Here is a 24,603-nt window from a genome sequence, read left to right as displayed (position 1 = left end):
ATTTTTACAAAATGGGCAAAAAAAACACCCTCATTAAAGGAGGATGGTATTCGACAAACTTCGGGTGGTGCCTGTGCTCACTACAACAAGTAACTTCGCACTCCCTTGTTGTCACGCAAGAACACCCCGAGATTATTTTTTGTTTCAATCATTGAACCACTTTCTAAGGAGTAGTAAGTAATTTTTTCTTTCCATAATAATGATTCTGATGTTTCGGAGATATCCTTCAGCTTCTTCACTGTTCCGTTTTTCACACCATACCGTTTCAAGACAGGTTCTTGCCTTCGAATATCATTCAACAAAATGATAAGTTTCAATAAGCTTCCACCAAGCATTTCAAAACTTTCATTCTTCATCGGGCTTGCTCGTAAATTGATAAATAGAAAGATTTTCACCCTTCAGTTCAAGATCAGCTTTTGCTCGAAAAGCATAATGAACATCTCCTGATAAAATCACACACTCACTTGGCTTCCACTTTATCAATTGATCCAGAAAAGAATAAAAGCCATTAAGGTTATATTTCCAAGCTTCAAAATCTAGTTTATATTGAACCGGTATTCCCAATGCTCGAAACGGATAAATGTTTTTCTTTAAAAATGACTCAATACTATCAACCCCATAAAGAGGAGTTGCTGAAGTAATTTGTAGCGAGTCCCCTTGTTGCCATGAGCTTTCCTTGATTAACATATCTAGGAATTCCCATCCCCTTGAGCCAATTAATTTAGAAGGTTTAGAAAGAGTTCTATCGCTACTTTGAAAAGTCTCGTATTCTCGTAGAGTTCGAGTATCCAGACAAAGTGTCATCGGGTTTGTCGGAGCGATAAAATGCCACCCTTCATAATCAAGAATTGTGTTTATCCAACGATGATAAGAAGGTGTATTGATCGAAGTTAATTTTAAGTATTGCTCGATATCATTGATAAACGAGGAATCAAAGCTATTCGGATCGTTTCCCCAACCTTGAAAGGCCCAATATGCAGTTAAACCACTAGCAATCGTATGCTTGCCAAGTGGAGCTCCATAGACTTGTTCTTTCCAATCAGCTGTAATATTCCAATCGTCTGTTACATCATGATCGTCAAATATCATATAGGTTGGAACATTCGCTAACACTCTTCTCACCTTTGAAATGCCAGACTGAAAATAATGGACATCTTCAATTTTTTCAAGAAATTGATGTTGAAGCTTATCTTTTTCTTTAGGGTAAAAAGAATTCCTTTTATATAAGTCTTCAAATGCAATTGCGCCATGTGATTCTATCAAGGCATTCCAAAGCACAGGGCTCCAATTTAATAAGTACATTGCTGCATATTCACCAAAGGTAAGCAAATGGTTTTCAGCATGAGATGATGTGAACTTACAGAGATCTTCTGCGATCGATTGTCGTCCGTTAATTTTATTTAAGTGGTGTTGATATGGTGCCTTATTTAATTTTGGTTCAACCTCTATTAAGTTTTCACCTTCACCGATTAATTCCTGCTTAATCTCTTGTATATACGGTACGAGTGGTCCCGCTATATCATCCGCATAGATTTGATCACCAAGCATGAAAAGTGAACTTGGTCTTAATGTAAGATCCTGACCATGTTTTTTTATTAAATCATCTGCTTTGGCTAACGTGTCTCCCCCTTTACCATGGGGCTTTCTGCAGGAACCATACAGAATGGTTGAATGTTTATTAGTGTTAATAAAAAACGTAGGATAATCAAACCCATCATATACAAGTGATTCTGGATGATCTGAAGACAAGAGCTGCAGACTGCTTAAATCATATTCCTCTAATCCTTTTTTAAAGAATAAGTTATATCCTAAAAATTGATTAACAGGAAACTCACCTCGTGTTGGCATTAATTTTATGAGATGAATATAAAGGTGTTTCCCTAAACGAACGGTCTTTGTTTTAGTTTTTATGGAGAAAGGTTGATTTTTTGAACCTTGTGTTTGCATCTCATATAATTCTGCATTTATTGAATAATCCTTGCTTGTAGCAAGCCAAATAAACACCTGTGAACTTTCCACTCTACGAAGGATAGGACCGGACAGAATAACAGGAAGCTTCATCATTGCCAGTCACCCCTAACTAGGTATTTTTATTACTTTATTCAAGGAAGAGTACATTTGTGAGGCAGGTTGCGTTCGACAAACTTCGGGGAGTTCCAGTGCTCCGGCCTTGCCTATTTCCGCCAACTTCTTTAAACTCAAACTAGATATCTTAAGGATGGGGTGAAGGAAAGGTGAGCGTTGACCAAAACCAAACCTTTGATATTATTGATGTTTGCTTGTTAGCCGGGAAAATCATGCTTCGTAGCGGGGCTGAAACGTACCGGGTGGAAGATACAATGATGAGAATAGCAGCAGCTTATGGGATTAAGGAAACTCATAGCTATGTAACGCCAACAGGAATCATTTTTTCTGTAAGCAGTAAAACCCCCACACAGCTTGTGAGAATTGTTGATCGTTCTACCGATTTGCAAAAGGTTGCAAAAGTAAATGGAGTTTCGAGACAAATAAGCAACGGGGAATTGTCTGTTGAAGAGGCATATACTCACTTAAAAGAAATTGAGCTGGATGCTCATGCCTACCCGATTTGGGTGCAAATTGGGGCAGCTTCGATCGCTAGTGGTTGCTTTTTAATTATGTTTCAAGGTGGCTGGACTGACTTTCTTCCAGCAGTCATAGCGGGTGGAATCGGACTTTCGAGTTTAATCTATCTTCATCGATTAGTCGAAATAAAGTTCTTTGCTGAATTTTTAGCATCACTTATCATAGGCGTAATATCTGTTTTATTTGTCACACTTAATATCGGTGCTGAGCTGGATAAGATTATCATCGGCTCTGTTATGCCGTTAGTACCTGGTTTGCTCATTACGAACGCAGTGAGAGACCTCATGGCAGGTCATTTAGTATCAGGAATATCTAAGGGAGCAGAAGCCTTTTTAACCGCATTTGCCATTGGAGCAGGTGTTGCGGTTGTTTTCTCGTTTTATTAACTATTTCTGGATAGTTAGGCAGCTTTCTTAATAAGGAGGGCTTTAATTTGATCGAACAGATTATTACAAGTTTTATCGCATCAGCAGCATTCGGAATCATCTTTAATGCCCCAGTAAAGGCATTATTTCGATGTGGTTTCGCTGGAATGGTTGGCTGGATGATCTATATCGGGTTATTCGAGTATTCTAATGACAGTGTTTTTGCTTCTTTAATTGCCTCTTTTGTTATTGCAATTATTAGTCAATACTATGCGAAGAAGCATAAAACGCCTGTGATTATTTTTAATGTGTCTGGAATTATACCGTTAGTGCCTGGAGGACTAGCGTATGATGCGATGAGGCAGGTCGTGGAAAATGACTATAATGCTGCGATACCACTTGCAGCAAAGGCCTTTATGATTTCTGGTGCCATTGCAATAGGATTGGTTTTATCAGAGGTGATGAATCAGATCATTCGAAAGGCAAAGCAGAAACGAAATCATGAATTTATGAAATCATAGAGGAAAAAAGTGATTTAAACCTTAATAATTTTGACTGACTAATGTATAATGTTTTAATCACTAATAGAGAGGTATATACAATGAATGCATTTATAAAAAATCAAATTGAACATTTTCAGGAAAAAAACCAAAATCGTGGTCGTTTATTAGTTAGCTGTCCGGACCAGCCTGGTATTGTTTCAGCTATTTCAAAATTTTTATTTGAACACAATGCTAATATTATTGAGTCAAGTCAGTACTCTACAAATCCAGAGGGCGGAACTTTCTTTATTCGCATTGAATTTGAATGTCCAAATTTAAAAGATAAAGCACAAAGGATGGAGGTAGAGTTCAATCAAATTGCAGAACAATTTTCAATGGACTGGAACTTCACACATGTATACAATTTGAAAAAAGTGGCGATTTTCGTCTCAAAAGAATTGCACTGCTTACTTGAACTCCTCTGGGAATGGCAAAGCGGCGACTTAATGGCAGATATCTCGCTTGTCGTTAGTAACCATGAAGAAGCAAGAGAAGTCGTTGAATCACTTAATATCCCGTTCTACTACATCCCTGCAAACAAAGATATTCGTGAGCAAGTAGAAGATCAACAGCTTAAGCTTTTAAAAGAACACGATATTGACTTAATTATTTTGGCGCGTTATATGCAAATTTTAACGCCGAAGTTTGTATCAGCAAATCCGAACAAAATTATTAACATCCACCATTCCTTCTTACCAGCTTTCGTTGGTGCAAGACCATATGAAAGAGCATACGGACGTGGTGTGAAGTTAATCGGAGCAACGTCACATTATGTAACAAATGACCTTGATGAAGGTCCAATTATTGAACAAGATATTAGCCGTGTTGATCATCGTGATAATGTGGACAGCTTGAAAAAAATCGGTCGTAACGTTGAAAGAAGTGTGTTAGCAAGAGCAGTAAAATGGCATCTTGAAGACCGTATTCTTGTGCATGAAAACAAAACAATTGTGTTTTAATAAATTCTAGAAGTGGCTCAAGGGAAAATATCTTCCCTGAGTCACTTTTTTTTGTTGTGCATTCAACTGCTGATGATACAATAATAGCAACTTATCTTTTTAGCGGAGGGATACGATGAAACGATTAACTGGCAAAACAATTGCTCTTGCAGGTCAGCGTAAATCAGAGGAGCTTAGTAAGCTAGTAGAAAACCTTGGTGGCGCTGCACTAATTAGACCGGCACAGGGAACAGTTTTTTTAGATGATACAAATGTTGAAAAAGAAATAAAGGCCTTAATAGATGGGAATTTTAACTGGTTGATTTTTACAACTGGAATTGGAACGGATAAGCTTTACCAAACCGCGGTAAACATGGGGTTAGGTGACCGATTTATTGAGGCGCTGAATAGTGCTAAAATTGCGGCAAGAGGCTATAAGACGGTGAATGTTCTTAAAAAGCTTGGAATACAACCAGATGTAAGGGATGATGATGGAAGTACAGCTGGATTAGTGAGAGAGTTAAGAGCACATTCATTTTCAGGTTTAAGTGTTGCTCTACAGCTACATGGTGATCCGGCACCGATATTAATTGAATTTCTAAAGGAGCAAGGTGCAGACTATCGAGAAATTTTACCTTATCAGCATATCCCGCCAAAGCCTGAAGTGATGGAGCAGCTTGTAAGTGAAATACTTGATGGAAAAATAGATGCTGTTAACTTTACAAGCACTCCTCAAGCGAGATTTTTAATGGCTTATGCAAAGGAAAAAGGTGTGGAAAAGGAAGTTTTACATGCATTCTCTACGAATGTTATGGCAGTATCTGTTGGAAAAGTAACCGCACAAGCATTGCGTGAGGTTGGCATTACGAGAATGGTTGTTCCTGAGGAAGAAAGAATGGGAAGTGCAATCATTGCACTTGTAAACTATTATAAGCAAGAAGAAGAGAATAAGTAAGAAAGAGCGAATCGTTTGATTCGCTCTTTTTGCGCCCTGGATTATGAGCGATTGATAAAGAATGGTAGCTCCTCTACCCCTACTAATCGAGCATATGTGAACAATTGGCCTTTGTGGTGAATTTCATGATCTTTTCCACTTTCAAGCAAAGCAATTCCAGGCATTTGCATTCCAGCAAACTCAACGATTTGGGCAAGTTGATCATCTGTAAGAGACTCTAACTGAGACTTTGTTTCCTCAGTTTCCTTTTGTATAGTTTCTTTTAATTCGTTAATCGTGTTCACCTCTGGTTGTGCAGCCGGTGGTGTGAAGGTGCCGTTCTTCACAGTTTGTGCAAACATACCCATTGCACTTGTCATATGTAAAACAAGTTCGGAAAGTGACATAGCCCCTTCCCATGGTTTGTAAGAAACATGTTGATCCTCTAATTTTCCCACGATTTCAAGCAGGACTTTACGGTGACTCATCCAGCCGGTGATTAATGCACTTTTTTGTGTCATTTGACTCGCTCCTCTTTCTGTTAAAATCGTCATTCCGTTGTTTATTATAAAGGATCCTAGGTGAAATGAGGAGTAATTAGATTGCAAGCCATATTCCTTTTGTTAGCGCTTTATCTATACTATAATAAAAATTGTGAAAAATTTTAACTAAACGACAACGCATAGGATGGTGGAAAGAATGAAATATCGTCAGCTAGGAGATACAGATCTAAAAATTAGTGAATTAAGCTTTGGAACATGGGCTATTGGTGGATCATGGGGTAAATCAGATGATCAGGAAGCATTAAGAGGTCTAGAGCGTGCAATGGATGAAGGTGTTAACTTCTTCGACACAGCTGATGTATATGGTGATGGACATAGTGAGGAATTACTTGCAAAAGCAACAAAAGGAAAAGAAGATAAAATACATATTGCCACAAAGTTTTGCCGTGCAGGTGATATTTTTGACCCTGAAACATATTCGGAAAAAGCTGTTACTGAATACTGTGAGGCAAGTTTAAAGCGTCTTCAACGTGACACAATTGATCTTTATCAAATTCATTGTGCCCCTTTTGAAATCTTAAAAAGTGGACAGGTTTTTGAAGTTTTAGATAAGCTTCAACAACAAGGGAAAATCCGTCATTACGGTGTGAGTGTTGAAACAGTAGAAGAAGGATTATTTTGTTTAGATCAAGCAAATGTGAAGGCACTACAAGTTATTTTTAATATTTTCCGTCAAAAAGCCATCCCTGAGTTGCTTCCACAGGCAAAGGAAAAAGGTGTAGGCTTATTAGCTCGTGTACCTTTAGCAAGTGGCTTATTAACGGGTAAATTCACAAATGGAGCTAAATTTGAAGAAGATGATCACCGCAATTTCAATAAAGACGGCGAACACTTCAATGTTGGTGAAACGTTTGCCGGTGTAGAATTCTCTAAGGGTGTTGAGCTAAGTCAACAGCTGGAATGGATTTCAGAAGGCCGTGGCAATATGGCAAGAGCAGCACTTCGCTGGATTCTTGATCATGAAGAAATCACAACCGTTATCCCTGGTTTTAAAACAGTGAAGCAAGTTGAAGATAATTTACAAGCAACAGAAGTGCCTTCATTTAGTGAGGCTGAGCTGAAGAAGCTTACTGAGTTTTATCAAGATAGCATTCATCCGAATGTTCGTGGGGTTTATTAATAAAGTTGAAGGCTGGAGCAATGATGTGGTGCTTCAGCCTTTTTATATGCTTTTACCAGAATATCGAAAAAGCTGATTACCTCAAGAAGTAAACAGCTTAAACGACCATTATAAGCTCGATTCCTGCCACTCTAGCGCAGGTGAAGTGGCTTTCTTTCTACTTTGAACCAACTTATACATGAAAATAACGAGTATTAAAAACAAGCCAGCTAAAAGATACAATGTTTCATAGCCTAATTGAGCAACCACGATTCCTAAAACGAATGAACCGGTCGCAATTCCGGTATCAAAAAGAGTGAAAAATGTTGCTGTTGCATGACTGCTGCGATGATGATCTGTTGCTTGAATAGCCAGTGTTTGGAGGCAAGGCACAACAGTTCCGTAACCTAAGCCAATAAATGCTCCGGCAAAAAGCAGCATAAAGGCGCTGTGCGCAATACTTAAAAACAATAAACCGATCATAAATAAAGCCAAAGCAGGGTATATCACAACATTTGGCCCCTTTGAATCATACAAACGACCACTGAATGGTCGTGCAATAATCATAGCTACGGCAAACACAAGGAAAAAGTAACTTGCTGCTTCTATTAAATTTAAGTCTTTGGCATACATCGAAATAAATGAAAGAACACTTGAATACGTAAATGCAACTAAGCTCCCTACAAATGCAATTGGAAGGGCCTTTTGATCAATTAAATCGCTGAATTGCAGGCGTTTCTTCTCAGCTTGAGCAGTTGTCTTCTTAACTTCCTTCATTTTACTAAAAGCTGTAAACAGTACACCGAATGTTATTAATGAAGCTAGAACAAGAAAAAGAATTGAAAAAGATACATATTGTAATAGAGTAAGTGAAATGAACGGACCACAAACAACGGCTAGGTTCATTGACATGGCGAAATATCCAAGTCCTTCACCACGTCTTTTTAGAGGTACAATATCTGCAGCAATCGCACCAGTAGCTGTAGAAGCAATGCTGAACCAGATGCCATGAACAAATCGTAATACTAATAAAAGGGCATAATTCTCAACCAATAGATACATAAAAGAAAAAATGGTAAATAAAATCATACTGATCATCAATGTTTTTTTCTTCCCGAAATCCTGAATCAGCTTCCCTGAAAAAGGCCGCACAATAATCGCAGACAACATAAATATTGTAATAATTAAACCGGCGTCAACGCTTGAGCGTCCGAGTTCATCAACCACATAGATTGGCAAAGATGTAAGCAGACCATAAAATGCAACAAATATAAAAAAATTACTTAAAAAGATACTAATAAAGCCTTGTGTCCAAATCGGCTGTTTTTCTTGAGAATTCATAGGCTTCCTCCTTACTTTATTCTGTTTTTCCGAGTTTCGCTAATAAGGTAAATAACTGATCCTGCTCCCGATCTGTAAGCCTTAAGGTCATTTCTCTTTCAAACCTTTTTACATCTTCTTCAACTGCAGGAAATGATTCAAGCGCTTTTTCTGTAAGAGAAACAAGTCGTTCACGTTTGTCATTTCCAGAAGTACGACTTATCCAGCCGCCTTCTTCGAGCTTAACGAGTGTTCTTGTTACTGTAGGTGCTTCTACGTTTAAATAACGCCATATATCACTTTGGGTCATAGGACCGTTTGTTTTTAGGCAATAAAGAATAGACCATTGTGAGCTGTAGAGGTCATGTTTTTGTAAGTATTCATTAATCTCTTTTGTCATATGTCTTGTTTTTTGATACAACAAATGAAATAGTTTATTTGTGTTATCCACTTCTTTTCCACCTCGTTATTTACCTAAGTAAGTATTAAAAATCATAATAGATATTTACCTAGGTAAATATCCGCTTATACCAAGATAACAGAAAAATAAATTTTGTAAAGTGACAGGATTTCAGGTATGCGTTTACAACTATCTGCTTTTTTTAATTACATAATTACACCAATAGTTTCATAATCTATCAATCTCCTCTCAAGCTAACTAAAATATGAGCATACAAGGATTTAAACTTAAGAATTTCCTGTTTTAAAATGCAAACGCTTCCTATATTTAAGAAAAACTTACAAGGTTAAAAAAGGAGAGCATATAATGTCAACTTTACGTGAAGAAGCAATAAAGATGCATAAGGATAATAAAGGTAAGCTAGGAGTGCACTCTAAGGTTCCTGTTCGAAATGCTAAAGATCTAAGCTTAGCTTATTCTCCAGGTGTTGCAGAGCCATGCTTGGACATTCATGAAGACGAAAGCAAGGCATATGAGTATACAATGAAGGGTAATTTAGTTGCGGTTGTTTCTAATGGTACGGCTGTACTTGGCCTTGGTAATATTGGACCAAAAGCAGCAATGCCTGTTATGGAAGGAAAAGCATTATTATTTAAATCATTTGCTGATGTGGATGCTTTTCCAATTTGTTTAGACACAACAGATTCAGATAAGATTGTAGAAACAGTTAAGCTATTAGAACCAACCTTTGGTGGAGTGAATTTAGAGGATATTGCAGCTCCACATTGCTTTGAGATTGAAGAAAGATTAAAGAAAGCATGCGATATTCCAATCTTCCATGATGATCAACATGGTACGGCAATTGTGACTGCTGCTGGACTTATTAATGCTCTAAAGCTAGCAGATAAAAAAATAGAAAACATCTCAGTGGTTGTAAATGGTGCGGGTGCTGCAGGTGTTGCGATTGTAAAGCTGCTTCTTCATATGGGTGTGAAGGATGTTGTTTTATGTGATACAAAGGGGATTATTTATGAAGGTCGTTCTGTAGGAATGAATTCATTTAAAGAAGAATTGGCAGCTATGACAAATAAAGACCAAAAGCAAGGGAACTTAGCCGATGCTCTTGAAGGAGCAGATGTATTTGTTGGTGTATCTGTTGCAGGAGCTGTTACAAAGGAAATGGTTGCATCAATGAATCAAGATCCAATTATTTTTGCAATGGCGAACCCTGTACCGGAGATTATGCCGAATGAAGCGAAAGAAGCAGGAGCACTTGTTGTAGGAACAGGACGATCTGATTTTCCTAACCAAGTGAATAATGTCCTTGCCTTCCCTGGAATCTTCCGTGGTGCACTAGATGTTCAAGCAAAAGAAATTAATGAAGAAATGAAGCTTGCAGCTGTTTATGCAATTGCTGAGTTAATTTCAGAACAAGATTTATCGAGTGATTACGTAATACCGGATCCATTTGACCGAAGAGTAGTTGCATACGTTGCATCAGCTGTTGCAAAGGCAGCAATGGATTCAGGTGTGGCTCGTAAACAAATAAATACAGATGAATTAAAAAATCGCTTGTTAACATTAGTAGAAGAAAAACAAGCTGTTTTATCATAAAAAAATGTAGGCTGTTAAGAAATCATCTTAACAGCCTTTATTGCGCTATAGTCAGCCCAAAATAGGAAGCTGCATTTTATATCTTTACAGCACTACCTTTCACATTCCATGTCTTTTTCCAAGAGTAGCTTGCAAATAATAAAACCGAGAAAGCAACTAAGGCAATAATTGAGAAAGTAATAAACCCAGAAGCATAAGATCCTGTTAATTCCTTCAATGTTCCTAAAATATTAGGTAGAAAGAAGCCTCCAATTCCTCCAGCAGCACCAACAATTCCTGTGATCATTCCAATTTCTTTTTGAAAGCGTTGCGGAACTAGTTGAAATACAGCGCCATTTCCCATTCCTAAGCACATCATTCCTACAAAAAGTAAGGCTGTGATTGCAAATAAAGGAGGTAATTGGCTAACACCAAGCATGCAAACAGCAACACCAATGAAAAGGAAGGATAACACCTTTACTCCACCGATTTTATCTGAAATAAATCCACCAACAGGACGGAAGAAGCTACCTGCGGCAACACATAAAGTAACAAAGTCACCTGCTTGAATCGATGTTAATTTGTATTCATCAACGAAAAACATACTGAGAAAACTAGATAATCCTACAAACCCACCGAATGTGACGCTGTACAAAATGCAGAAAAACCATGTGTCTTTATGAGCAAATACTTTAAAGTAATTAGCTAAAGGCTGAGGAGCTGGTTGTGAAGGAGCATCCTTCGCTAAGATCATAAAAATGATGAAAGTAATGAAAAGCGGAATGAGTGCAAACCCCATCGTCACATGCCAACCGAACTGTTCTGCCAAACGAGGACCAAATAAAGTAGCGAATAATGTACCACTGTTACCGGCACCTGCAATTCCCATTGCCAACCCTTGCAGATGTGGAGGGTACCATCTACTTGCCATTGGTAAGGCAACGGCAAAGCTGGCACCTGCTACCCCCAACAATATCCCAATCATAAATAGTTCTGGCATTGTATTTCCGGCAAGTAAACCCCACAGCAATGGAATAGCTGTAATTGACATTCCTAAAGTAGCAGTCTTCTTTGGACCAAACCGATCTGTTAAAATTCCTAAAACAATTCGGAAAAATGAACCTGCAAGAATTGGAATTGCCACAATCAATCCTTTTTGTGATGGAGAAAGACCAAAATCTTGTGTAATAAACACCCCAAGTGCCCCAAGCATAACCCAAATCATAAAGCTAACATCAAAATACAGAAACGAGGAAAAGAGTGTTTTCGGGTGACCACTAGTTTTTAAATCCGATAGTTTCATGTTAAATCTCCTTTCAAATTTCCTTGGTTTTTTGTACTTATTAAAATTTTCTGACTTATTGCATGGTGTTATTATATTTGGCAAAAAAGAAGTAGGAAAGATACTTGTAAACAAATGTGACATGAAAATATTTATTTAAGATATTTCTTTATAACACCAAAAATTCATATAGTAGAAACATAGAATTTATGTGAGGATATCTAACGTAAATAGTTAGATTTTAACTAATATATGAAATAATGATTTTATGTTAAAAATCAGAGAATAAATGCTGGAGGGTGAACATGAGGCGGAAATTGGTGGTAATCGGTAACGGAATGGCAGGAGTTCGCTGTGTTGAAGAAATTTTAAAGCATAACCCAGAGCTATATAACATCTCCATTATTGGCAGTGAACCCCACCATAATTATAATCGGATTTTATTATCTTCAGTTCTACAAGGAGAAGCAAGGTTTCAGGATATCACGATTAATGATGCTAAATGGTATGAAGAAAATGATATCACCCTGTTTTCCGGGGAAACAGCAACAGAAATTAATACGGAAAAAAAGGTAGTTGTTACGGATAAAAATCATGCCTTATCTTATGACAAATTAATAGTAGCCACCGGATCGTCACCTTTTGTACTTCCGATACCAGGGGTTGAAAAAGAGGGAGTCGTGACATTTCGTACGATTGAGGACTGTAAAAATATTCTAGAGACCGCAAAACAATATAAAAATGCAGTCGTAATTGGTGGAGGAGTATTAGGTCTAGAGGCGGCAAGAGGCTTGGTAAATCTAGGTCTTAATGTAAAGGTTGTTCACAATACAGAGTACCTCATGCAGCGTCAGCTTGATTCGGTCTCTTCAGAAATGCTTCAGCATCAGCTAGAGCGACAAGGAATTGAGTTTCTTTTAGGAAAAGTGACCGAACAAATAAGAGGAGATAAACGAGTGAACGCAATAACATTTACCGATGGTACTTCTGTAGATGCTGATTTAGTTGTGATGTCTGTAGGTATTATCCCTAATACCGTTTTAGCGAAGAAAAGTGGGATAAGAACAAACCGGGGAATTGTTGTGAATGATTTTATGGAAACAAGTGTTAGTGATATTTACGCAGTTGGTGAATGTGTTGAGCATAAGGGGATTGTCTATGGTTTAGTAAAACCGCTTTATGAACAGGGGCAAGTTTTAGCAAAACATCTTTGTCAGTTAAATCCTCAAGGATATGAGGGATCTGTTTTATCAACAAGCTTAAAGGTGCCTGGGGTGGAGCTTTTTTCTGTAGGGGATTTTACGGAAGATTCCTCAACTAAATCCTTAACTATGTTAAATGAAATACATTCTGTTTATAAAAAAATCATCTTTCGCGGCGACATTATCGCTGGAGCTGTTTTATATGGGGAAACAAAGAATCAGTCAAAGCTCCTCGATTTTATTGTCAAAAGAAAGCATGTTAGTGATGAAGAGAAGAGGCAGCTCCTGCAATCAGCAGATAAAGATTCTTCTAGTTTCAAATCAATGAAACAAAGTGAAATGATCTGTAACTGTAATGGTGTGACAAAAGGGACAATTATTGAAGCTGTTCAGCAGAATGAATTAACAACTGTTCAGGAAGTAAAGCAATGTACAAAAGCATCAAGTTCCTGCGGTGGCTGTAAACTACTTTTGTCAGATTTGCTTGATTATATTCAAAGTGACGAATGTGACGAATTGTTTGAGAGAGAGTCATTATGTGCTTGTACCACACTTACAGAAGATGAAGTAGTTTTACAAATTCAACAAAAAAATCTTTCTTCATTACAAGATGTTTTTACCCAGCTAAACTGGCTTTCTTTAGAAGGATGTGCGGACTGTGTATCAGCTATTCAATATTATTTAGCTATGATTTACCCAGATCATGCAGGAAAAAATCAATTCTTCTATATGAATGATAACTTAAAAGCTCAGCACATGAGTGATGGAACTTATTCCATTATCCCACAAACGTTTGGAGGAAAAGTATCAGCTGAGCAATTACGAAACATTGCTGCTGTTATGGAGAAATATCAACTAACAGACGTTGGTCTAACAACTGAACAACGATTCCAATTAAAAGGAATTATGCAAGAAGATATCGGAGCTGTATGTAAAGACTTAGGAATACGTTTACGTCCGGTGAACATTCATACAATCCATCATGTGAACACCTACTACAGTGAAAAAAATTGTCAATGTCATACAGAAGCATCATTACAACTATCAATTCTACTAGAAAAGGAATTGGAATTGATCTTAACGCCGCATGAAATTAAGTTAAGCGTGTCTCCATGCAAGCATAATGACTTAGAAATGAGGACAAATGATATTCATGTAGTTGGAGTGGAAAGAGGCTGGGAAATGTATGTTGGAGGAAGTTATTCCCCAGATTTACAGCAAGGAGAGCTATTTAGCATAGCAAGTGATCATGATGAGGCAAAAAGATTAATCTGTGGATTTGTTCAGTATTATCGGGAAACAGCCAATTATTTAGAAAAAATAAGCGAATGGAGAAATCGTGTTGGAATCATTCATATAAGAGAAGTGTTATTTGAAGAAACTCTTTGTAATCAGTTGGTAGAAAGACTTGAAGTAGAGATGATGCCAACTGTTGAAAAAATATAACTAGATGTAAAGATTAATTGAAAAAAGGATGGATGTGCCTTGACCGATTTATTATTAAAGTATTTCAGGACAAAGCAACAAGAGGTCCAAACAGAAAAAGTGTATGATACTCAATGTCCATTTTGCAGTATGCAATGTAAAATGCAGTTGATTGAGCAGTCGATCGTCTCAAGAAAAACGTATAAAACAATAGGGAAAGATAACCCAACATCACAAGGAAGATTATGTATTAAAGGAATGAATGCCCACCAGCACCCGTTCCATCAAGATCGAATTTTGCATCCGTTACTGAAAGTGGAGGGAGAATTTGTTCGAATTACATGGGACGAAGCTCTTCAGCATATCAAAAAGCAGTTTGAGGAAATCCAAGCAGTGGATGGACATGAGGCTTTATCGATTTATGGCAGTGCATCGATCACAAATGAAGAAGCATACCTTCTAGGGAAATTTGCAAGAGTAGCACTAAAAACGCCATATATTGATTACAATGGACGACTTTGTATGTCAGCAGCAGCTACTGCAGCAAATCAAACATTTGGATTAGATCGCGGTCTTACCAACTCATTAAAAGAGATACCATTCACTCGAGTGATTATGTTAGCAGGAACAAATATTGCTGAATGTCAGCCAACGATTATGCCTTATTTTGAAAAAGCAAAAGAAAATGGAGCTTATATTATTGCGATTGATCCAAGAGAAACACCAACAACACAACTTGCGGATTTGCATCTTAAGGTCAAACCGGGAATGGATGCAGCACTAGCTAATGGATTATTAAAGGTTATTATTGATGAAGGCTTGGTGGATGAAGCATTTGTCAAAGAACGAGCTACAGGTTTTGAGGAAGTGCGAAGCTATGTGAACTCGTTATCTCTAGACGAAATTACTGAGATGACAGGAGTTCCGGTCGATCAAATGAAAACAGCGGCAATTAAATTTGCTGAAGAAGATTCTGGGATGCTTTTTACAGCTAGAGGAGTTGAACAGCAAATCGATGGCACAGCAGCGGTCCGCAATATACTGAATTTTTTACTTGCAACAGGAAAAATCGGAAAAGCATACTCCGGTTATGGAGCGATTACGGGGCAGGGAAATGGACAGGGTGCCCGTGAACATGGACAAAAAGCAGATCAGCTTCCTGGGTATCGTTTAATTGAAAATGAAGAGCACAGAGAACACGTAGCCAAAGTATGGGGAATCGATAAGGATGAGCTGCCTGGCAAGGGAGTATCAGCATATGAAATGTTCCAAAAAATCAATGATGGTGACATAACAGGCATGCTGCTCGTTTGTTCAAACCCTGTTGTGTCTAACCCAAACGCCAACTTTGTTAAAGCAGCACTAAAGAAGTTAAAGTTTTTAGTAGCTGTTGATATGTTTATATCAGAAACTGCCCAACTTGCGGATTTAATACTCCCAGCCTCATCCTATCTAGAAGACGAGGGCACGATGACAAACCTTGAAGGACGTGTAACGTTAAGAGAAGCAAGTCGTCCATGTCCAGGAGAGGCAAAGAATGATTGGGAAATTATCTGCGAGATTGCAAAGGTGCTAGGAAAAGAGAAATATTTTCCGTTTCAAAAAGCAGAGGATATCTTTAATGAATTAAGAGAAGCAAGCCGAGGAGGAGCAGCAGACTATTACGGGATTACGTATGATAGAATCCGGAAAGAACAAGGCATCCTCTGGCCATGTCCGGATTTAGGTCACAGCGGAACCGACAGACTATTTGAGGAAACATTTGCACATGAGGATGGTAAAGCAAGAATGGTTCCTGTGTCTAATACTTCTGAATTACCAAAAGAAAAGCCTAGTGAGGAATATCCGCTCTATTTAACAACTGGTCGCATCATGTCACACTATTTAACAGGAGTCCAAACGAGGAAAAGTGCTGCACTCGCAGCAAGAAACTTTGAATCATACTTGGAAATCCATCCTGAAACAGCGAAGAAATACAATATTGAACAAAACACCCTTGTTTCCGTCACATCTAGAAGGGGGACTATTAAAGTCAGAAGTAAAATCTCTGATACCATCCGTCCAGACACCGTATTTGTCCCTTTTCACTGGGCAGAAGACCAAAACGTCAACATGCTAGTCGGCGAAGACCTTGATCCAACCTGTAAAATGCCTGGGTTCAAAGTTAGTGCAGTTAATATTAAGCCAGTTTAATAGATAAATGGGAAATCGACTGATTGCAGTCGATTTCTTTTTTTAACTATATAATTAAACCTCTGTGTAATAAGGCTATCAAAATCCAATAATGACAAAACCACGTTAGAAAACCTAACATGTATGTTAAATATATCATTTTGCCGTGATATAGTTGAGGAAACTTTCCAAGGGGAGGAAAATCGAGTGAACAAAAAGAAGCTTGTACTAATAGGAAATGGAATGGCCGGAGTAAGAGCAATCGAGGAAATTCTAAAATTATCCCAAGATTCATTTGACATCACGATTTTTGGAACAGAACCACACCCAAACTATAATAGAATTCTATTATCAAAGGTTTTACAAGGAGATACAGAAGTAAAAGATATCACGCTAAATGACTTGGAATGGTATGAAGAAAACAATATCACTCTTTATACAGGTGAAACTGTAACAAAAATTGACTCAGAGATGAAAGTCGTCTACTCAGATAAAGAAAAAGTTGTCCCATACGACGAACTAATTATAGCAACAGGCTCTGTTCCGTTTATTCTACCTCTACCTGGAGCGGACAAAGAAGGTGTGACCGCCTTCCGTGATATTAAAGATACAGACATTATGCTTGAAGCATCTGAAAAATACAAAAAAGCAGCCGTTATCGGTGGAGGATTATTAGGTTTAGAAGCAGCTCGTGGTTTATTAAATCTTGGAATGGATGTAACTGTCATTCATATTTCTCCAACATTAATGGAGCGCCAACTAGATCATACAGCCGGTAAGATGCTTCAGCAAGAATTAGAAAAGCAAGGAATGAAATTTTTACTAGAAGCATCAACAGCTGAAATCTACGGAGATGAACGAGTAGAAGGCTTAAGGTTTAAAGATGGAAGTGAATTAGAAGCAGATTTAGTTGTTATGGCTGTTGGCATTAAACCAAATATTGCCCTCGCTGGTGAAAGTGGACTTGAAGTCAATCGAGGAATCGTTGTAAATGACTTTTTACAAACCAATCTTCCTAACGTATACGCCGTTGGTGAATGTGCTGAACATAATGGAATTCCATACGGTCTTGTCGCCCCTCTATATGAACAAGGAAAAGTGCTGGCAAAACATATTTGTGGTGAACAAACAGATGGATATAAAGGATCTGTCCTATCAACACAGCTAAAGGTTTCCGGAGTGGAAGTGTTCTCGGCTGGCGACTTTATGGAAGGTGATGATAAAAAGTCACTAAAAGTATTTGATGAACAAGATGGAATCTACAAAAAAATCGTATTAAGAGGCAATAAAATCGTTGGTGCTGTTTTATTTGGAGATAGTAAAGAAGGCAGTCGCCTGTTCTCGATGATTAAAAAAGGAGCGGACATTTCCGACACGGAAAAAATCAGCATTTTACAACCAATTGGTGAAGAAGCTGGAGAAAGCTTAGTTGCTTCTATGCCGGATGATGAAATCATTTGTGGTTGTAATGGAGTTTCAAAGGGTGCGATTGTTCAAGCAATCAAGGAAAAAGGTTGTACATCCGTTGATGCGATTAAAGGCTGTACGAGTGCATCTCGTTCATGTGGAGGATGTAAACCATTGGTTGCGGATGTTTTACAATATACACTTGGCTCTGACTTTGATGCAGCTGCCCAAAAAGAAGCAATCTGTGGTTGTACAACATTATCAAGAGATGAAGTAGTAGAAGAAATTAAGGCAAAAGGCTTAACACATATTAAAGAAGTAATGAATGTCCTTGAATGGGAATCTGAAGGCTGTTCAAAATGCCGCCCGGCTCTTAACTACTATTTAGCAATGGTTAACCCGACCGGCTATGCGGATGAAAGAGAATCACGCTTTGTTAATGAACGGATGCATGCAAATATTCAAAAAGACGGCACTTACTCTGTTGTTCCTAGAATGTACGGAGGTGTCACAAATGCAAGTGAATTACGTCGGATTGCCGATGTTGTTGAAAAATATGAGATTCCATTAGTAAAAGTAACAGGTGGCCAACGTATTGACTTATTTGGAGTGAAAAAGGATGATCTACCAAAAGTATGGCAAGATCTTGATATGAATTCAGGTTATGCTTACGGAAAATCACTACGTACTGTAAAGACATGTGTTGGAGAAACATTCTGCCGCTTTGGCACACAAGACTCTATGAGCTTAGGCATTCGTTTAGAAAAGAAGTTTGAAGGCTTGCAAACTCCTCATAAAGTAAAAATGGCTGTGTCTGCTTGCCCAAGAAGCTGTGCAGAGTCAGGCTTTAAAGATATCGGCTTTATCGGAATTGACGGCGGCTGGGAAATTTATGTTGGTGGTAATGGTGGTACCCATGTACGTGGTGGAGATTTACTTTATAAAGTAAAAACAGATGATGAAGCAATGGAGATTACAGGTGCTTATCTACAATATTACCGTGAAACTGCAAACTATTTAGAACGTACTTCTGCTTGGATCGAACGTGTTGGCTTAGAACATGTCCAATCTGTTTTAGATGATAAAAATAAACGTGCTGAATTAAATGCTCACATGGATGAAACTTTATCTGTTTATAAAGATCCTTGGAAAGAAATTATTGAAGACCAGAAAACAAAGAAAGAGTTATTTGAAACAGTCTCTTTATAAGGTGAAAATACAGAATATTTTGTCATGGAGGGCTTGGACATGAAAGAACTAACCAAAACGAAGGTGTATGTAGGAGCGTTTCTGGAACTACCAGAGCGAGTTGGTAAAACGGTCAAATTGGAGGAAGATAAAGAGGTTGCTGTTTTTAAGCTATCAAATGGAAAAATAAAGGCTATAGAAAATAAATGCCCACACAAAGGCGGCGTGTTAAGTGAAGGAATTGTCAGTGGAGAACACGTATTTTGTCCAATGCATGATTGGAAAATTTGTCTTGAAGATGGTGTTGTACAAGAACCAGATTTTGGTTGTGTGAAAACTTATGAAACAATCATTGTTGATGGAGAGGTTTTTCTGTTAGTTTAATAAAGACGCTCTAGCTTATTGTGAAAATCTAAAGTATAGTAGTTGGATAAATTAACAATGGAGTTTCGTGAAACAAGTAAGGTTAATGTGATAGAACCCTTACTTTAACATCATAAAAAAGGTAGGGGGAGTAACGATGGGAATGAGCATTGGAAAGGTGTATCTAGTCGGAGCGGGTCCTGGAGATCAGGAATTAATTACTGTAAAAGGAATGAAAGCAATCAAGAAGGCAGATGTTATTCTTTATGATCGACTTGTAAACCCAAGGCTACTTGAATATGCACCACCTACCTGTGAACTACTCTATTGTGGGAAACTGCCAACTCGTCATTTTATGAGACAGCATGAAATTAATGCAACTTTAGTAGAGAAAGCTTTAGCTGGCCTTACTGTTGTTAGATTAAAAGGTGGAGACCCAAGTGTTTTTGGCAGAGTAGGTGAGGAGGCCGAGGTTTTGGCAGAGCAAAATGTGCCATATGAAATCGTCCCCGGCATTACATCTGGTATTGCCGCTCCTCTATATGCTGGTATTCCGGTAACACATCGAGATTATGCAGGTTCATTCGCTGTCGTTACTGCCCATGATAAATCAAATGAAGGTAAACCAAATATTGACTGGGAAGGTTTAGCAAGAGGTGTTCAAACAATTGCCTTTTATATGGGCATTTCAAACCTGGAGCATATTTGTGAAAACCTTGTGCTTCACGGCAAATCACCTGATACACCAGTTATCATTATTAGGTGGGGAACATGGAGCAGACAGCAAAGTGTAGTAGGCACTCTTTCTACAATTGTTGAAAAAGTTAGAGAAGAAAAAATTCAAAACCCAGCCATTACATTAGTTGGCGATATTGTAGAAACAAGAGACAAAGTTAAATGGTTTGAAAATCAGCCTTTATTTGGTCAACAAATTTTATATGTTCGAGGAAGTGCCGAAGAAAAAAGCAATGCACAGCACTTAAGAAATCAGGGTGCAGATGTGATTGAATGTCCTAAATGGACGGTAACGGAGACCGAAGTAGAGATTGAATTATTGGAGAAACTATCCTCATATAAGGCGATACTATTTTATCTTCCCAAGCGGTTACTGCCTTTTTCAATCAGTTGAAAAGGCATAGAGTTGATATCCGCCAGATTTCAGCAGAGCTTTGTTGTCAAAATGAAACAGCTTTAAAAGAGTTAGAATTATTGGGATTGTACCCTAGCTTGGAGATGGCTGATCAAGAAAATCTCCTTATTGTTGGCCCTGAAATAACTGCTAAGAGAAAGCTGAATTTAGATTCTACTTATAAAGAATATGACTATCTATGTGTTTATCAATCCTATATTGATCGAAGATACGATTCAATCATAAAACGATCTGTTGAAGATGCCGACCTTACATCAATTGTGTTTACTTCGGCAGATGCTGTTGAAACATGGATAAATGGAAAATTTCATGAAAGCATGCTTCCTCAAGAAAATGAACACTCATTAGAAATTATTTGTGAAAATGATGAAGCATTAGACGCAGTCTTATCTCATGAACTTCCAGCAAAATTAAATATGGAGTTATCTCTAATCTAAAACAAGGCTGAATGCATAAAGGAGAACGTTATGCATTCAGCCTTGTTAGTTTTTAATATTCAATTTCTTCATAATCCTTAGGTTGAGGAAGGGGTTGTTCAGGAAGGTTAATATTATACTCTGAAAAAGCTTCTGATTTTCTTTTGTATACTTTTCCCTTGTATGAATTTTCATTGTTTCTTTCATTATTTCTTTGATCCATTCAAATCATCTCCTTCATCATATTGTTATGTTTATCTTAACCATTATGAAAATTAACATGTTGAATGAAGGGTATTTTTTAATTGTTAAAAATATACACATTCATATAGAGAAAATTTCCAAATTTCACTCCTAAATCATCAAAAAATTGTACAAACTATTAGTAGATATGACTGATTTAGGAAGGAGTAGGAAAATGGATAAGCTACATTCTTTTGCATGGTATGCAGCACGTATTGCACCAAAATTACCGAAAAAGGCCTTTAAGCCTGTGCCAGGACGCCTTTGGGGAGGTCTAGCATATTTATTAATTGTTATAGCGGCTTTCTCACAATTGGCTTATTTCAATTACATCCGTTTCTCTATTTGGGAATTGCCATTGTGCTTGGAACAAGCTTTGCAGCAATGGGTTTTCTTGGACATGAAATTCTCCATGGAACTGTAGTAAGAAAGCCTTGGCTTCGTGACTTACTGGGAGCGATTGCCTTTTGGCCGCTAAGTACTGGACCAAAACTGTGGAGAAAGTGGCATAATCTAACACACCATGTTCATACTCAACATGAAGAACATGATCCTGATTCTTGGCCAACACTAGAGCGTTTATCAAAAACAAAACTTTTACGTTGGATATACCGTCTGCCGCATGGTGTACGGGCTTTTGCCAGTTTTGCATCTTTAACGGTTATGTTTTCCCTTCATTCTGCAAAAATGTTTGTTGCCTACATAAAGGAATTTAAACCAAAGCAAAAGCGCTCTGTATGGATGCAGCTTATTTTGCCATGGGTTTTCTGGTTTTCATTACTTTTTATTATGGGACCAGTTAAGTGGTTTTTTGCTTTTTTGTTGCCGTTACTAATTGCAAATGCCATTGTAATGGGCTATATCTCAACAAATCACCGTTTAAATCCAATAACAGAAGTAAACGATCCATTAGCAAATAGCTTAACAGTAACTGTCCCTAAATGGGTCGATGTGCTACATTTTAACTTTTCTTACCATACAGAGCATCATCTTTTTCCAGGCATGAGCTCTAAATATTATCCATTAGTGAAGGAGCATATCAAAACCATGTGGCCTGACCGTTATCACGAAATGCCCATTGGAAAAGCTTTAGTAGCTCTGTGGAAAACGCCACGAGTTTACTTTGAAGGAAATCAACTAATCGATCCAAAACAAGGTCATGTTTATGCAACACTGGGACATGGACTAGACATCTCAAACATCACCTATCGCAAGCTAAGTGCAAAGGATTCTGTTGTAAGAATTATGAAGAAAAAGAAAGTAGAACTGGGTAGAGTGATGAAGGGGGATAAGCGGGTTTGACTGATTCTGGATGTAATGAAGGACAAAAGTTGCTGCGTTAAATAGAGGAATGTCGTTCATAAGGTGAATGAACGACAAAAGCTGGTGGTTCGTCCGGGGTAATGTCGTTCATAAGGTGAATGAACGACAAAAGCGACCGGTTCCACCTGGAGAACTGTCTTTCATCGTTATGTCTATATCCAAAGCAGTCAAATTCAAACATCACTTAAAGTTAGCCAATTTTGCAAGATCTTAAATATCTTTGCAACTCAAGCCAACAAACTTGCAACCATCACCTGATTTTTTGCAAGTTTATCAATTAATTGTTGCAGGAAAACCTCTGGCTGATTAACCAAAATGACAAACACATAAAAAAAGGGCTGCCCCCACAGCAGCCCTTTTCAACGTTATTTTTTAAAACCCTCTACATATCAACCTTCTTCAGCGGCTTCTTCGCTGGTCCCTCAACAACATCACCAGTAACCGAAAATCTCGAACCATGACAAGGGCAGTCCCAAGTACGGTCACCGCTGTTCCATTCTACTTCACAGCCCATGTGCGTACAGGTTGTATCAACAAGATTCACATTTCCTTCGTTATCTTTATAGCAGCCAGCTCGTTTGCCATTCACAACAACAACAGAGCCTTCATCGTTTCCGATATCTTGAATGCTTTTGTCGGCAATATCGATTTTTCCTTCGATTAAATGACCTGCAACATCAAGGTTTTGCTTAAGAAACTTTTTAATACTAGGATCAGCATAAAAACGAGATGGACTATATAAATCTTGATACGGATTTTCTTTTTCTAAAACAAGGTCCGTAAGAATTTTTGATGCGGCAATTCCGTTTGTCATTCCCCATTTTCGATAGCCAGTTGCCACTAAAATATTGGGTTTGCTGGATGTAATTGAACCAACATAAGGAACTTTATCTAAAGTATATAAATCTTGGGCGGACCAGCGATATTTAATCTCTTCAATTCCGAGTACTTCTTCCCCAAATTCCTCAAGCGCTTTATAGTGCTTGTAGGTGGACATGCCTTGCCCAGTTTTATGACCATCCCCACTAACTAATATAAGTTTTTCTCCATTCATCGGTGTGTAGCGCAATGATCTTGTTGGAGAATCGGCGCTGTAGTACATGCCACCAGGGAAATCCATTTTCGCACGAACTCCAAGGATGTAAGAACGCTCTGCATGCAGGCGTGAAAAGTAAAACCCTTTTCCATCGAAAAATGGAAAGTGTGAGCAGGCAATAGCATATTTACAGGCAACACGGCGGTTTTCTCTTGTAATGATGGTTGGCTTAGGGGTTGTTTCATCAATATTAATGGCAGTTGTTTGTTCGTAAATTTCTCCACCTGATTTCACAATTTCATCAACTAAGACCTTTAAAAATTTCAAAGGATGATATTGCCCCTGAGATTTCATAACAATGGAGCCTTTTATATCAATTGGAAAAGGAATGCTATTAACATAATCACTATGTATCCCAAGTCTTTGGTACGCTTCAAGCTCTTTGTTTATTTTCTTTTCATAATGGTCACTTATCGCATAGATATAGGCATCTTCTTCAGTTAAATCACAATCAATTCCAAGTTCATTCGTTGTTTGTCGAACAAATTCAAGGGCATCGATATTGGCTTGGTAATACAGCTTAGCATTTTCTTCACCCATATGCTGAATCAGTTCATCATAGATGAGGCCGTGCTGAGCTGTTACCTTTGCCGTAGTATGACCGGTTGTTCCATTTAGAATTTCACTCGCTTCTAAAATAGCTACTTTCAATCCTTGCTTTGATAATAAATAAGCAGTTGTAATCCCGGTAATTCCGCCTCCAACAATTGCTACATCAACTTCTGTATCAATTTTCAAAGGGGGAAACGATTTTAGTTGAGCTGATTCTCTCCAAAATGGCTCAGGTTCATAAGGCATCTTTCCTTGTGGAAATTCTTCTGTCATTCAAATACCTCCTATAGGCTAAACATCATTCTTATTAATTTTTTCCAATCATGGTGAAAACATGTATTCACTTATGAAAAATCTGACAGTCTTATCGACACTAAGCCTCTAGCCGTAGATGAAAATAAAGCTGAGGCTCGTTTTGAGAACTCT

Annotated in this window: 19 protein-coding genes and 2 pseudogenes; 13 read left to right on the top strand and 8 right to left on the bottom strand. The window is 37.9% G+C overall.

All coding sequences use genetic code 11. The features are described from left to right. Nucleotides 1-80 precede the first annotated feature (80 nt). On the bottom strand, nt 81-356 hold the full coding sequence (locus MVE64_RS12790) for a hypothetical protein (protein ID WP_247346835.1): 276 nt from the start codon (nt 354-356) through the stop codon (nt 81-83). Next, nucleotides 346-2,064, bottom strand: coding sequence for a metallophosphoesterase family protein (locus MVE64_RS12785; RefSeq protein WP_247346834.1), 1,719 nt, complete (start codon nt 2,062-2,064; stop codon nt 346-348). The genes MVE64_RS12790 and MVE64_RS12785 overlap by 11 nt, the downstream gene beginning before the upstream one ends. Nucleotides 2,065-2,234: 170 nt before the next feature. Between MVE64_RS12785 and MVE64_RS12780 the strand changes: the two genes are divergently transcribed. From MVE64_RS12780 to MVE64_RS12765, 4 genes and pseudogenes are all read left to right on the top strand, one after another. Further along, nucleotides 2,235-2,990, top strand: a complete 756-nt coding sequence (locus tag MVE64_RS12780) for a threonine/serine exporter family protein (RefSeq protein ID WP_281730484.1) — start codon at nt 2,235-2,237, stop codon at nt 2,988-2,990. Nucleotides 2,991-3,034: 44 nt separating this feature from the next. After that, nucleotides 3,035-3,490 (top strand): annotated as a pseudogene (locus tag MVE64_RS12775) (threonine/serine exporter family protein); the annotation flags it as partial. An 80-nt stretch (nt 3,491-3,570) separates the two neighbouring features. Next, nucleotides 3,571-4,470 (top strand): formyltetrahydrofolate deformylase, encoded by a 900-nt coding sequence (gene purU, locus MVE64_RS12770; RefSeq protein ID WP_247346832.1) that lies wholly within the window; start codon nt 3,571-3,573, stop codon nt 4,468-4,470. A 115-nt stretch (nt 4,471-4,585) separates the two neighbouring features. Continuing rightward, entirely contained in the window at nt 4,586-5,404 is an 819-nt protein-coding gene (locus MVE64_RS12765) for a uroporphyrinogen-III synthase (protein WP_247346831.1), read from the top strand. A gap of 41 nt (nt 5,405-5,445) precedes the next feature. On the opposite strand, the gene MVE64_RS12760 is transcribed toward MVE64_RS12765, so the two are convergent. Beyond that, nucleotides 5,446-5,904 carry a DinB family protein gene (locus tag MVE64_RS12760; RefSeq protein WP_247346830.1) on the bottom strand — a complete coding sequence of 153 codons (459 nt, stop codon included), beginning with the start codon at nt 5,902-5,904 and terminating at the stop codon, nt 5,446-5,448. Between the two features lie 178 nt (nt 5,905-6,082). Between MVE64_RS12760 and MVE64_RS12755 the strand changes: the two genes are divergently transcribed. Next, complete coding sequence (locus MVE64_RS12755; protein WP_247346829.1) at nt 6,083-7,066, top strand: aldo/keto reductase; 984 nt, start codon at nt 6,083-6,085, stop codon at nt 7,064-7,066. Between the two features lie 108 nt (nt 7,067-7,174). Here the strand turns inward: MVE64_RS12755 and MVE64_RS12750 are convergent, their stop codons facing one another. Then, nucleotides 7,175-8,386 (bottom strand): MFS transporter, encoded by a 1,212-nt coding sequence (locus tag MVE64_RS12750; protein WP_247346828.1) that lies wholly within the window; start codon nt 8,384-8,386, stop codon nt 7,175-7,177. Between the two features lie 16 nt (nt 8,387-8,402). Next, nucleotides 8,403-8,765 carry a MarR family winged helix-turn-helix transcriptional regulator gene (locus MVE64_RS12745; RefSeq protein WP_379052599.1) on the bottom strand — a complete coding sequence of 121 codons (363 nt, stop codon included), beginning with the start codon at nt 8,763-8,765 and terminating at the stop codon, nt 8,403-8,405. A gap of 366 nt (nt 8,766-9,131) precedes the next feature. Here MVE64_RS12745 and ystJ point away from each other — a divergent pair, with 366 nt between their 5' ends. Beyond that, on the top strand, nt 9,132-10,379 hold the full coding sequence (ystJ, locus tag MVE64_RS12740) for an NADP-dependent malic enzyme (protein ID WP_247346826.1): 1,248 nt from the start codon (nt 9,132-9,134) through the stop codon (nt 10,377-10,379). 76 nt (nt 10,380-10,455) lie between these two features. On the opposite strand, the gene MVE64_RS12735 is transcribed toward ystJ, so the two are convergent. Continuing rightward, entirely contained in the window at nt 10,456-11,661 is a 1,206-nt protein-coding gene (locus MVE64_RS12735) for a NarK family nitrate/nitrite MFS transporter (protein WP_247346825.1), read from the bottom strand. A gap of 284 nt (nt 11,662-11,945) precedes the next feature. On the opposite strand from MVE64_RS12735, the gene nirB (MVE64_RS12730) reads away from it, so the two are divergent. From nirB (MVE64_RS12730) to MVE64_RS12705, 6 genes are all read left to right on the top strand, one after another. After that, nucleotides 11,946-14,288 (top strand): nitrite reductase large subunit NirB, encoded by a 2,343-nt coding sequence (nirB, locus tag MVE64_RS12730; RefSeq protein WP_247346824.1) that lies wholly within the window; start codon nt 11,946-11,948, stop codon nt 14,286-14,288. A gap of 39 nt (nt 14,289-14,327) precedes the next feature. Then, nucleotides 14,328-16,460 (top strand): assimilatory nitrate reductase catalytic subunit NasC, encoded by a 2,133-nt coding sequence (gene nasC, locus MVE64_RS12725; RefSeq protein WP_247346822.1) that lies wholly within the window; start codon nt 14,328-14,330, stop codon nt 16,458-16,460. A 186-nt stretch (nt 16,461-16,646) separates the two neighbouring features. Continuing rightward, nucleotides 16,647-19,055, top strand: a complete 2,409-nt coding sequence (gene nirB, locus MVE64_RS12720; protein WP_247346820.1) for a nitrite reductase large subunit NirB — start codon at nt 16,647-16,649, stop codon at nt 19,053-19,055. 39 nt (nt 19,056-19,094) lie between these two features. After that, nucleotides 19,095-19,418 (top strand): nitrite reductase small subunit NirD, encoded by a 324-nt coding sequence (gene nirD, locus MVE64_RS12715; RefSeq protein ID WP_247346818.1) that lies wholly within the window; start codon nt 19,095-19,097, stop codon nt 19,416-19,418. A gap of 136 nt (nt 19,419-19,554) precedes the next feature. Further along, nucleotides 19,555-20,526 (top strand): uroporphyrinogen-III C-methyltransferase, encoded by a 972-nt coding sequence (gene cobA / locus MVE64_RS12710; protein ID WP_247346816.1) that lies wholly within the window; start codon nt 19,555-19,557, stop codon nt 20,524-20,526. Nucleotides 20,527-20,624: 98 nt separating this feature from the next. Then, nucleotides 20,625-20,984 carry a hypothetical protein gene (locus MVE64_RS12705; RefSeq protein WP_247346814.1) on the top strand — a complete coding sequence of 120 codons (360 nt, stop codon included), beginning with the start codon at nt 20,625-20,627 and terminating at the stop codon, nt 20,982-20,984. 52 nt (nt 20,985-21,036) lie between these two features. Here MVE64_RS12705 and MVE64_RS12700 read toward each other — a convergent pair whose 3' ends face one another. Continuing rightward, nucleotides 21,037-21,186, bottom strand: coding sequence for a hypothetical protein (locus MVE64_RS12700; protein WP_176550950.1), 150 nt, complete (start codon nt 21,184-21,186; stop codon nt 21,037-21,039). A 195-nt stretch (nt 21,187-21,381) separates the two neighbouring features. Between MVE64_RS12700 and desB the strand changes: the two are divergent. Then, a pseudogene (gene desB / locus MVE64_RS12695) lies at nt 21,382-22,508 on the top strand (Delta(10) desaturase DesB). Between the two features lie 403 nt (nt 22,509-22,911). Here desB and MVE64_RS12690 read toward each other — a convergent pair. Beyond that, nucleotides 22,912-24,450, bottom strand: coding sequence for an FAD-dependent oxidoreductase (locus MVE64_RS12690; RefSeq protein ID WP_247346813.1), 1,539 nt, complete (start codon nt 24,448-24,450; stop codon nt 22,912-22,914). Nucleotides 24,451-24,603 lie beyond the last annotated feature (153 nt).

The sequence above is a fragment of the Metabacillus endolithicus genome (genome assembly GCF_023078335.1).
GTDB classification, from domain to species: domain Bacteria; phylum Bacillota; class Bacilli; order Bacillales; family Bacillaceae; genus Metabacillus; species Metabacillus endolithicus.
The sequence above is the reverse complement of the archived record's forward strand: the minus strand, read 5'-3'. Positions and strand labels throughout refer to the sequence as shown.

Excerpts from the sequence above, each read along its gene's own strand:
- MVE64_RS12735 (WP_247346825.1), bottom strand. The coding sequence starts at position 11,661 with ATGAAACTATCGGATTTAAAAACTAGTGGTCACCCGAAAACACTCTTT.
- MVE64_RS12790 (WP_247346835.1), bottom strand. The coding sequence starts at position 356 with ATGAAGAATGAAAGTTTTGAAATGCTTGGTGGAAGCTTATTGAAACTT.
- nirD (WP_247346818.1), top strand. The coding sequence starts at position 19,095 with ATGAAAGAACTAACCAAAACGAAGGTGTATGTAGGAGCGTTTCTGGAA.
- purU (WP_247346832.1), top strand. The coding sequence starts at position 3,571 with ATGAATGCATTTATAAAAAATCAAATTGAACATTTTCAGGAAAAAAAC.
- MVE64_RS12760 (WP_247346830.1), bottom strand. The coding sequence starts at position 5,904 with ATGACACAAAAAAGTGCATTAATCACCGGCTGGATGAGTCACCGTAAA.
- MVE64_RS12755 (WP_247346829.1), top strand. The coding sequence starts at position 6,083 with ATGAAATATCGTCAGCTAGGAGATACAGATCTAAAAATTAGTGAATTA.
- MVE64_RS12750 (WP_247346828.1), bottom strand. The coding sequence starts at position 8,386 with ATGAATTCTCAAGAAAAACAGCCGATTTGGACACAAGGCTTTATTAGT.
- MVE64_RS12690 (WP_247346813.1), bottom strand. The coding sequence starts at position 24,450 with ATGACAGAAGAATTTCCACAAGGAAAGATGCCTTATGAACCTGAGCCA.
- MVE64_RS12745 (WP_379052599.1), bottom strand. The coding sequence starts at position 8,765 with ATGACAAAAGAGATTAATGAATACTTACAAAAACATGACCTCTACAGC.
- MVE64_RS12765 (WP_247346831.1), top strand. The coding sequence starts at position 4,586 with ATGAAACGATTAACTGGCAAAACAATTGCTCTTGCAGGTCAGCGTAAA.
- MVE64_RS12785 (WP_247346834.1), bottom strand. The coding sequence starts at position 2,064 with ATGATGAAGCTTCCTGTTATTCTGTCCGGTCCTATCCTTCGTAGAGTG.
- ystJ (WP_247346826.1), top strand. The coding sequence starts at position 9,132 with ATGTCAACTTTACGTGAAGAAGCAATAAAGATGCATAAGGATAATAAA.
- nirB (WP_247346824.1), top strand. The coding sequence starts at position 11,946 with ATGAGGCGGAAATTGGTGGTAATCGGTAACGGAATGGCAGGAGTTCGC.
- cobA (WP_247346816.1), top strand. The coding sequence starts at position 19,555 with ATGGGAATGAGCATTGGAAAGGTGTATCTAGTCGGAGCGGGTCCTGGA.
- MVE64_RS12700 (WP_176550950.1), bottom strand. The coding sequence starts at position 21,186 with ATGGATCAAAGAAATAATGAAAGAAACAATGAAAATTCATACAAGGGA.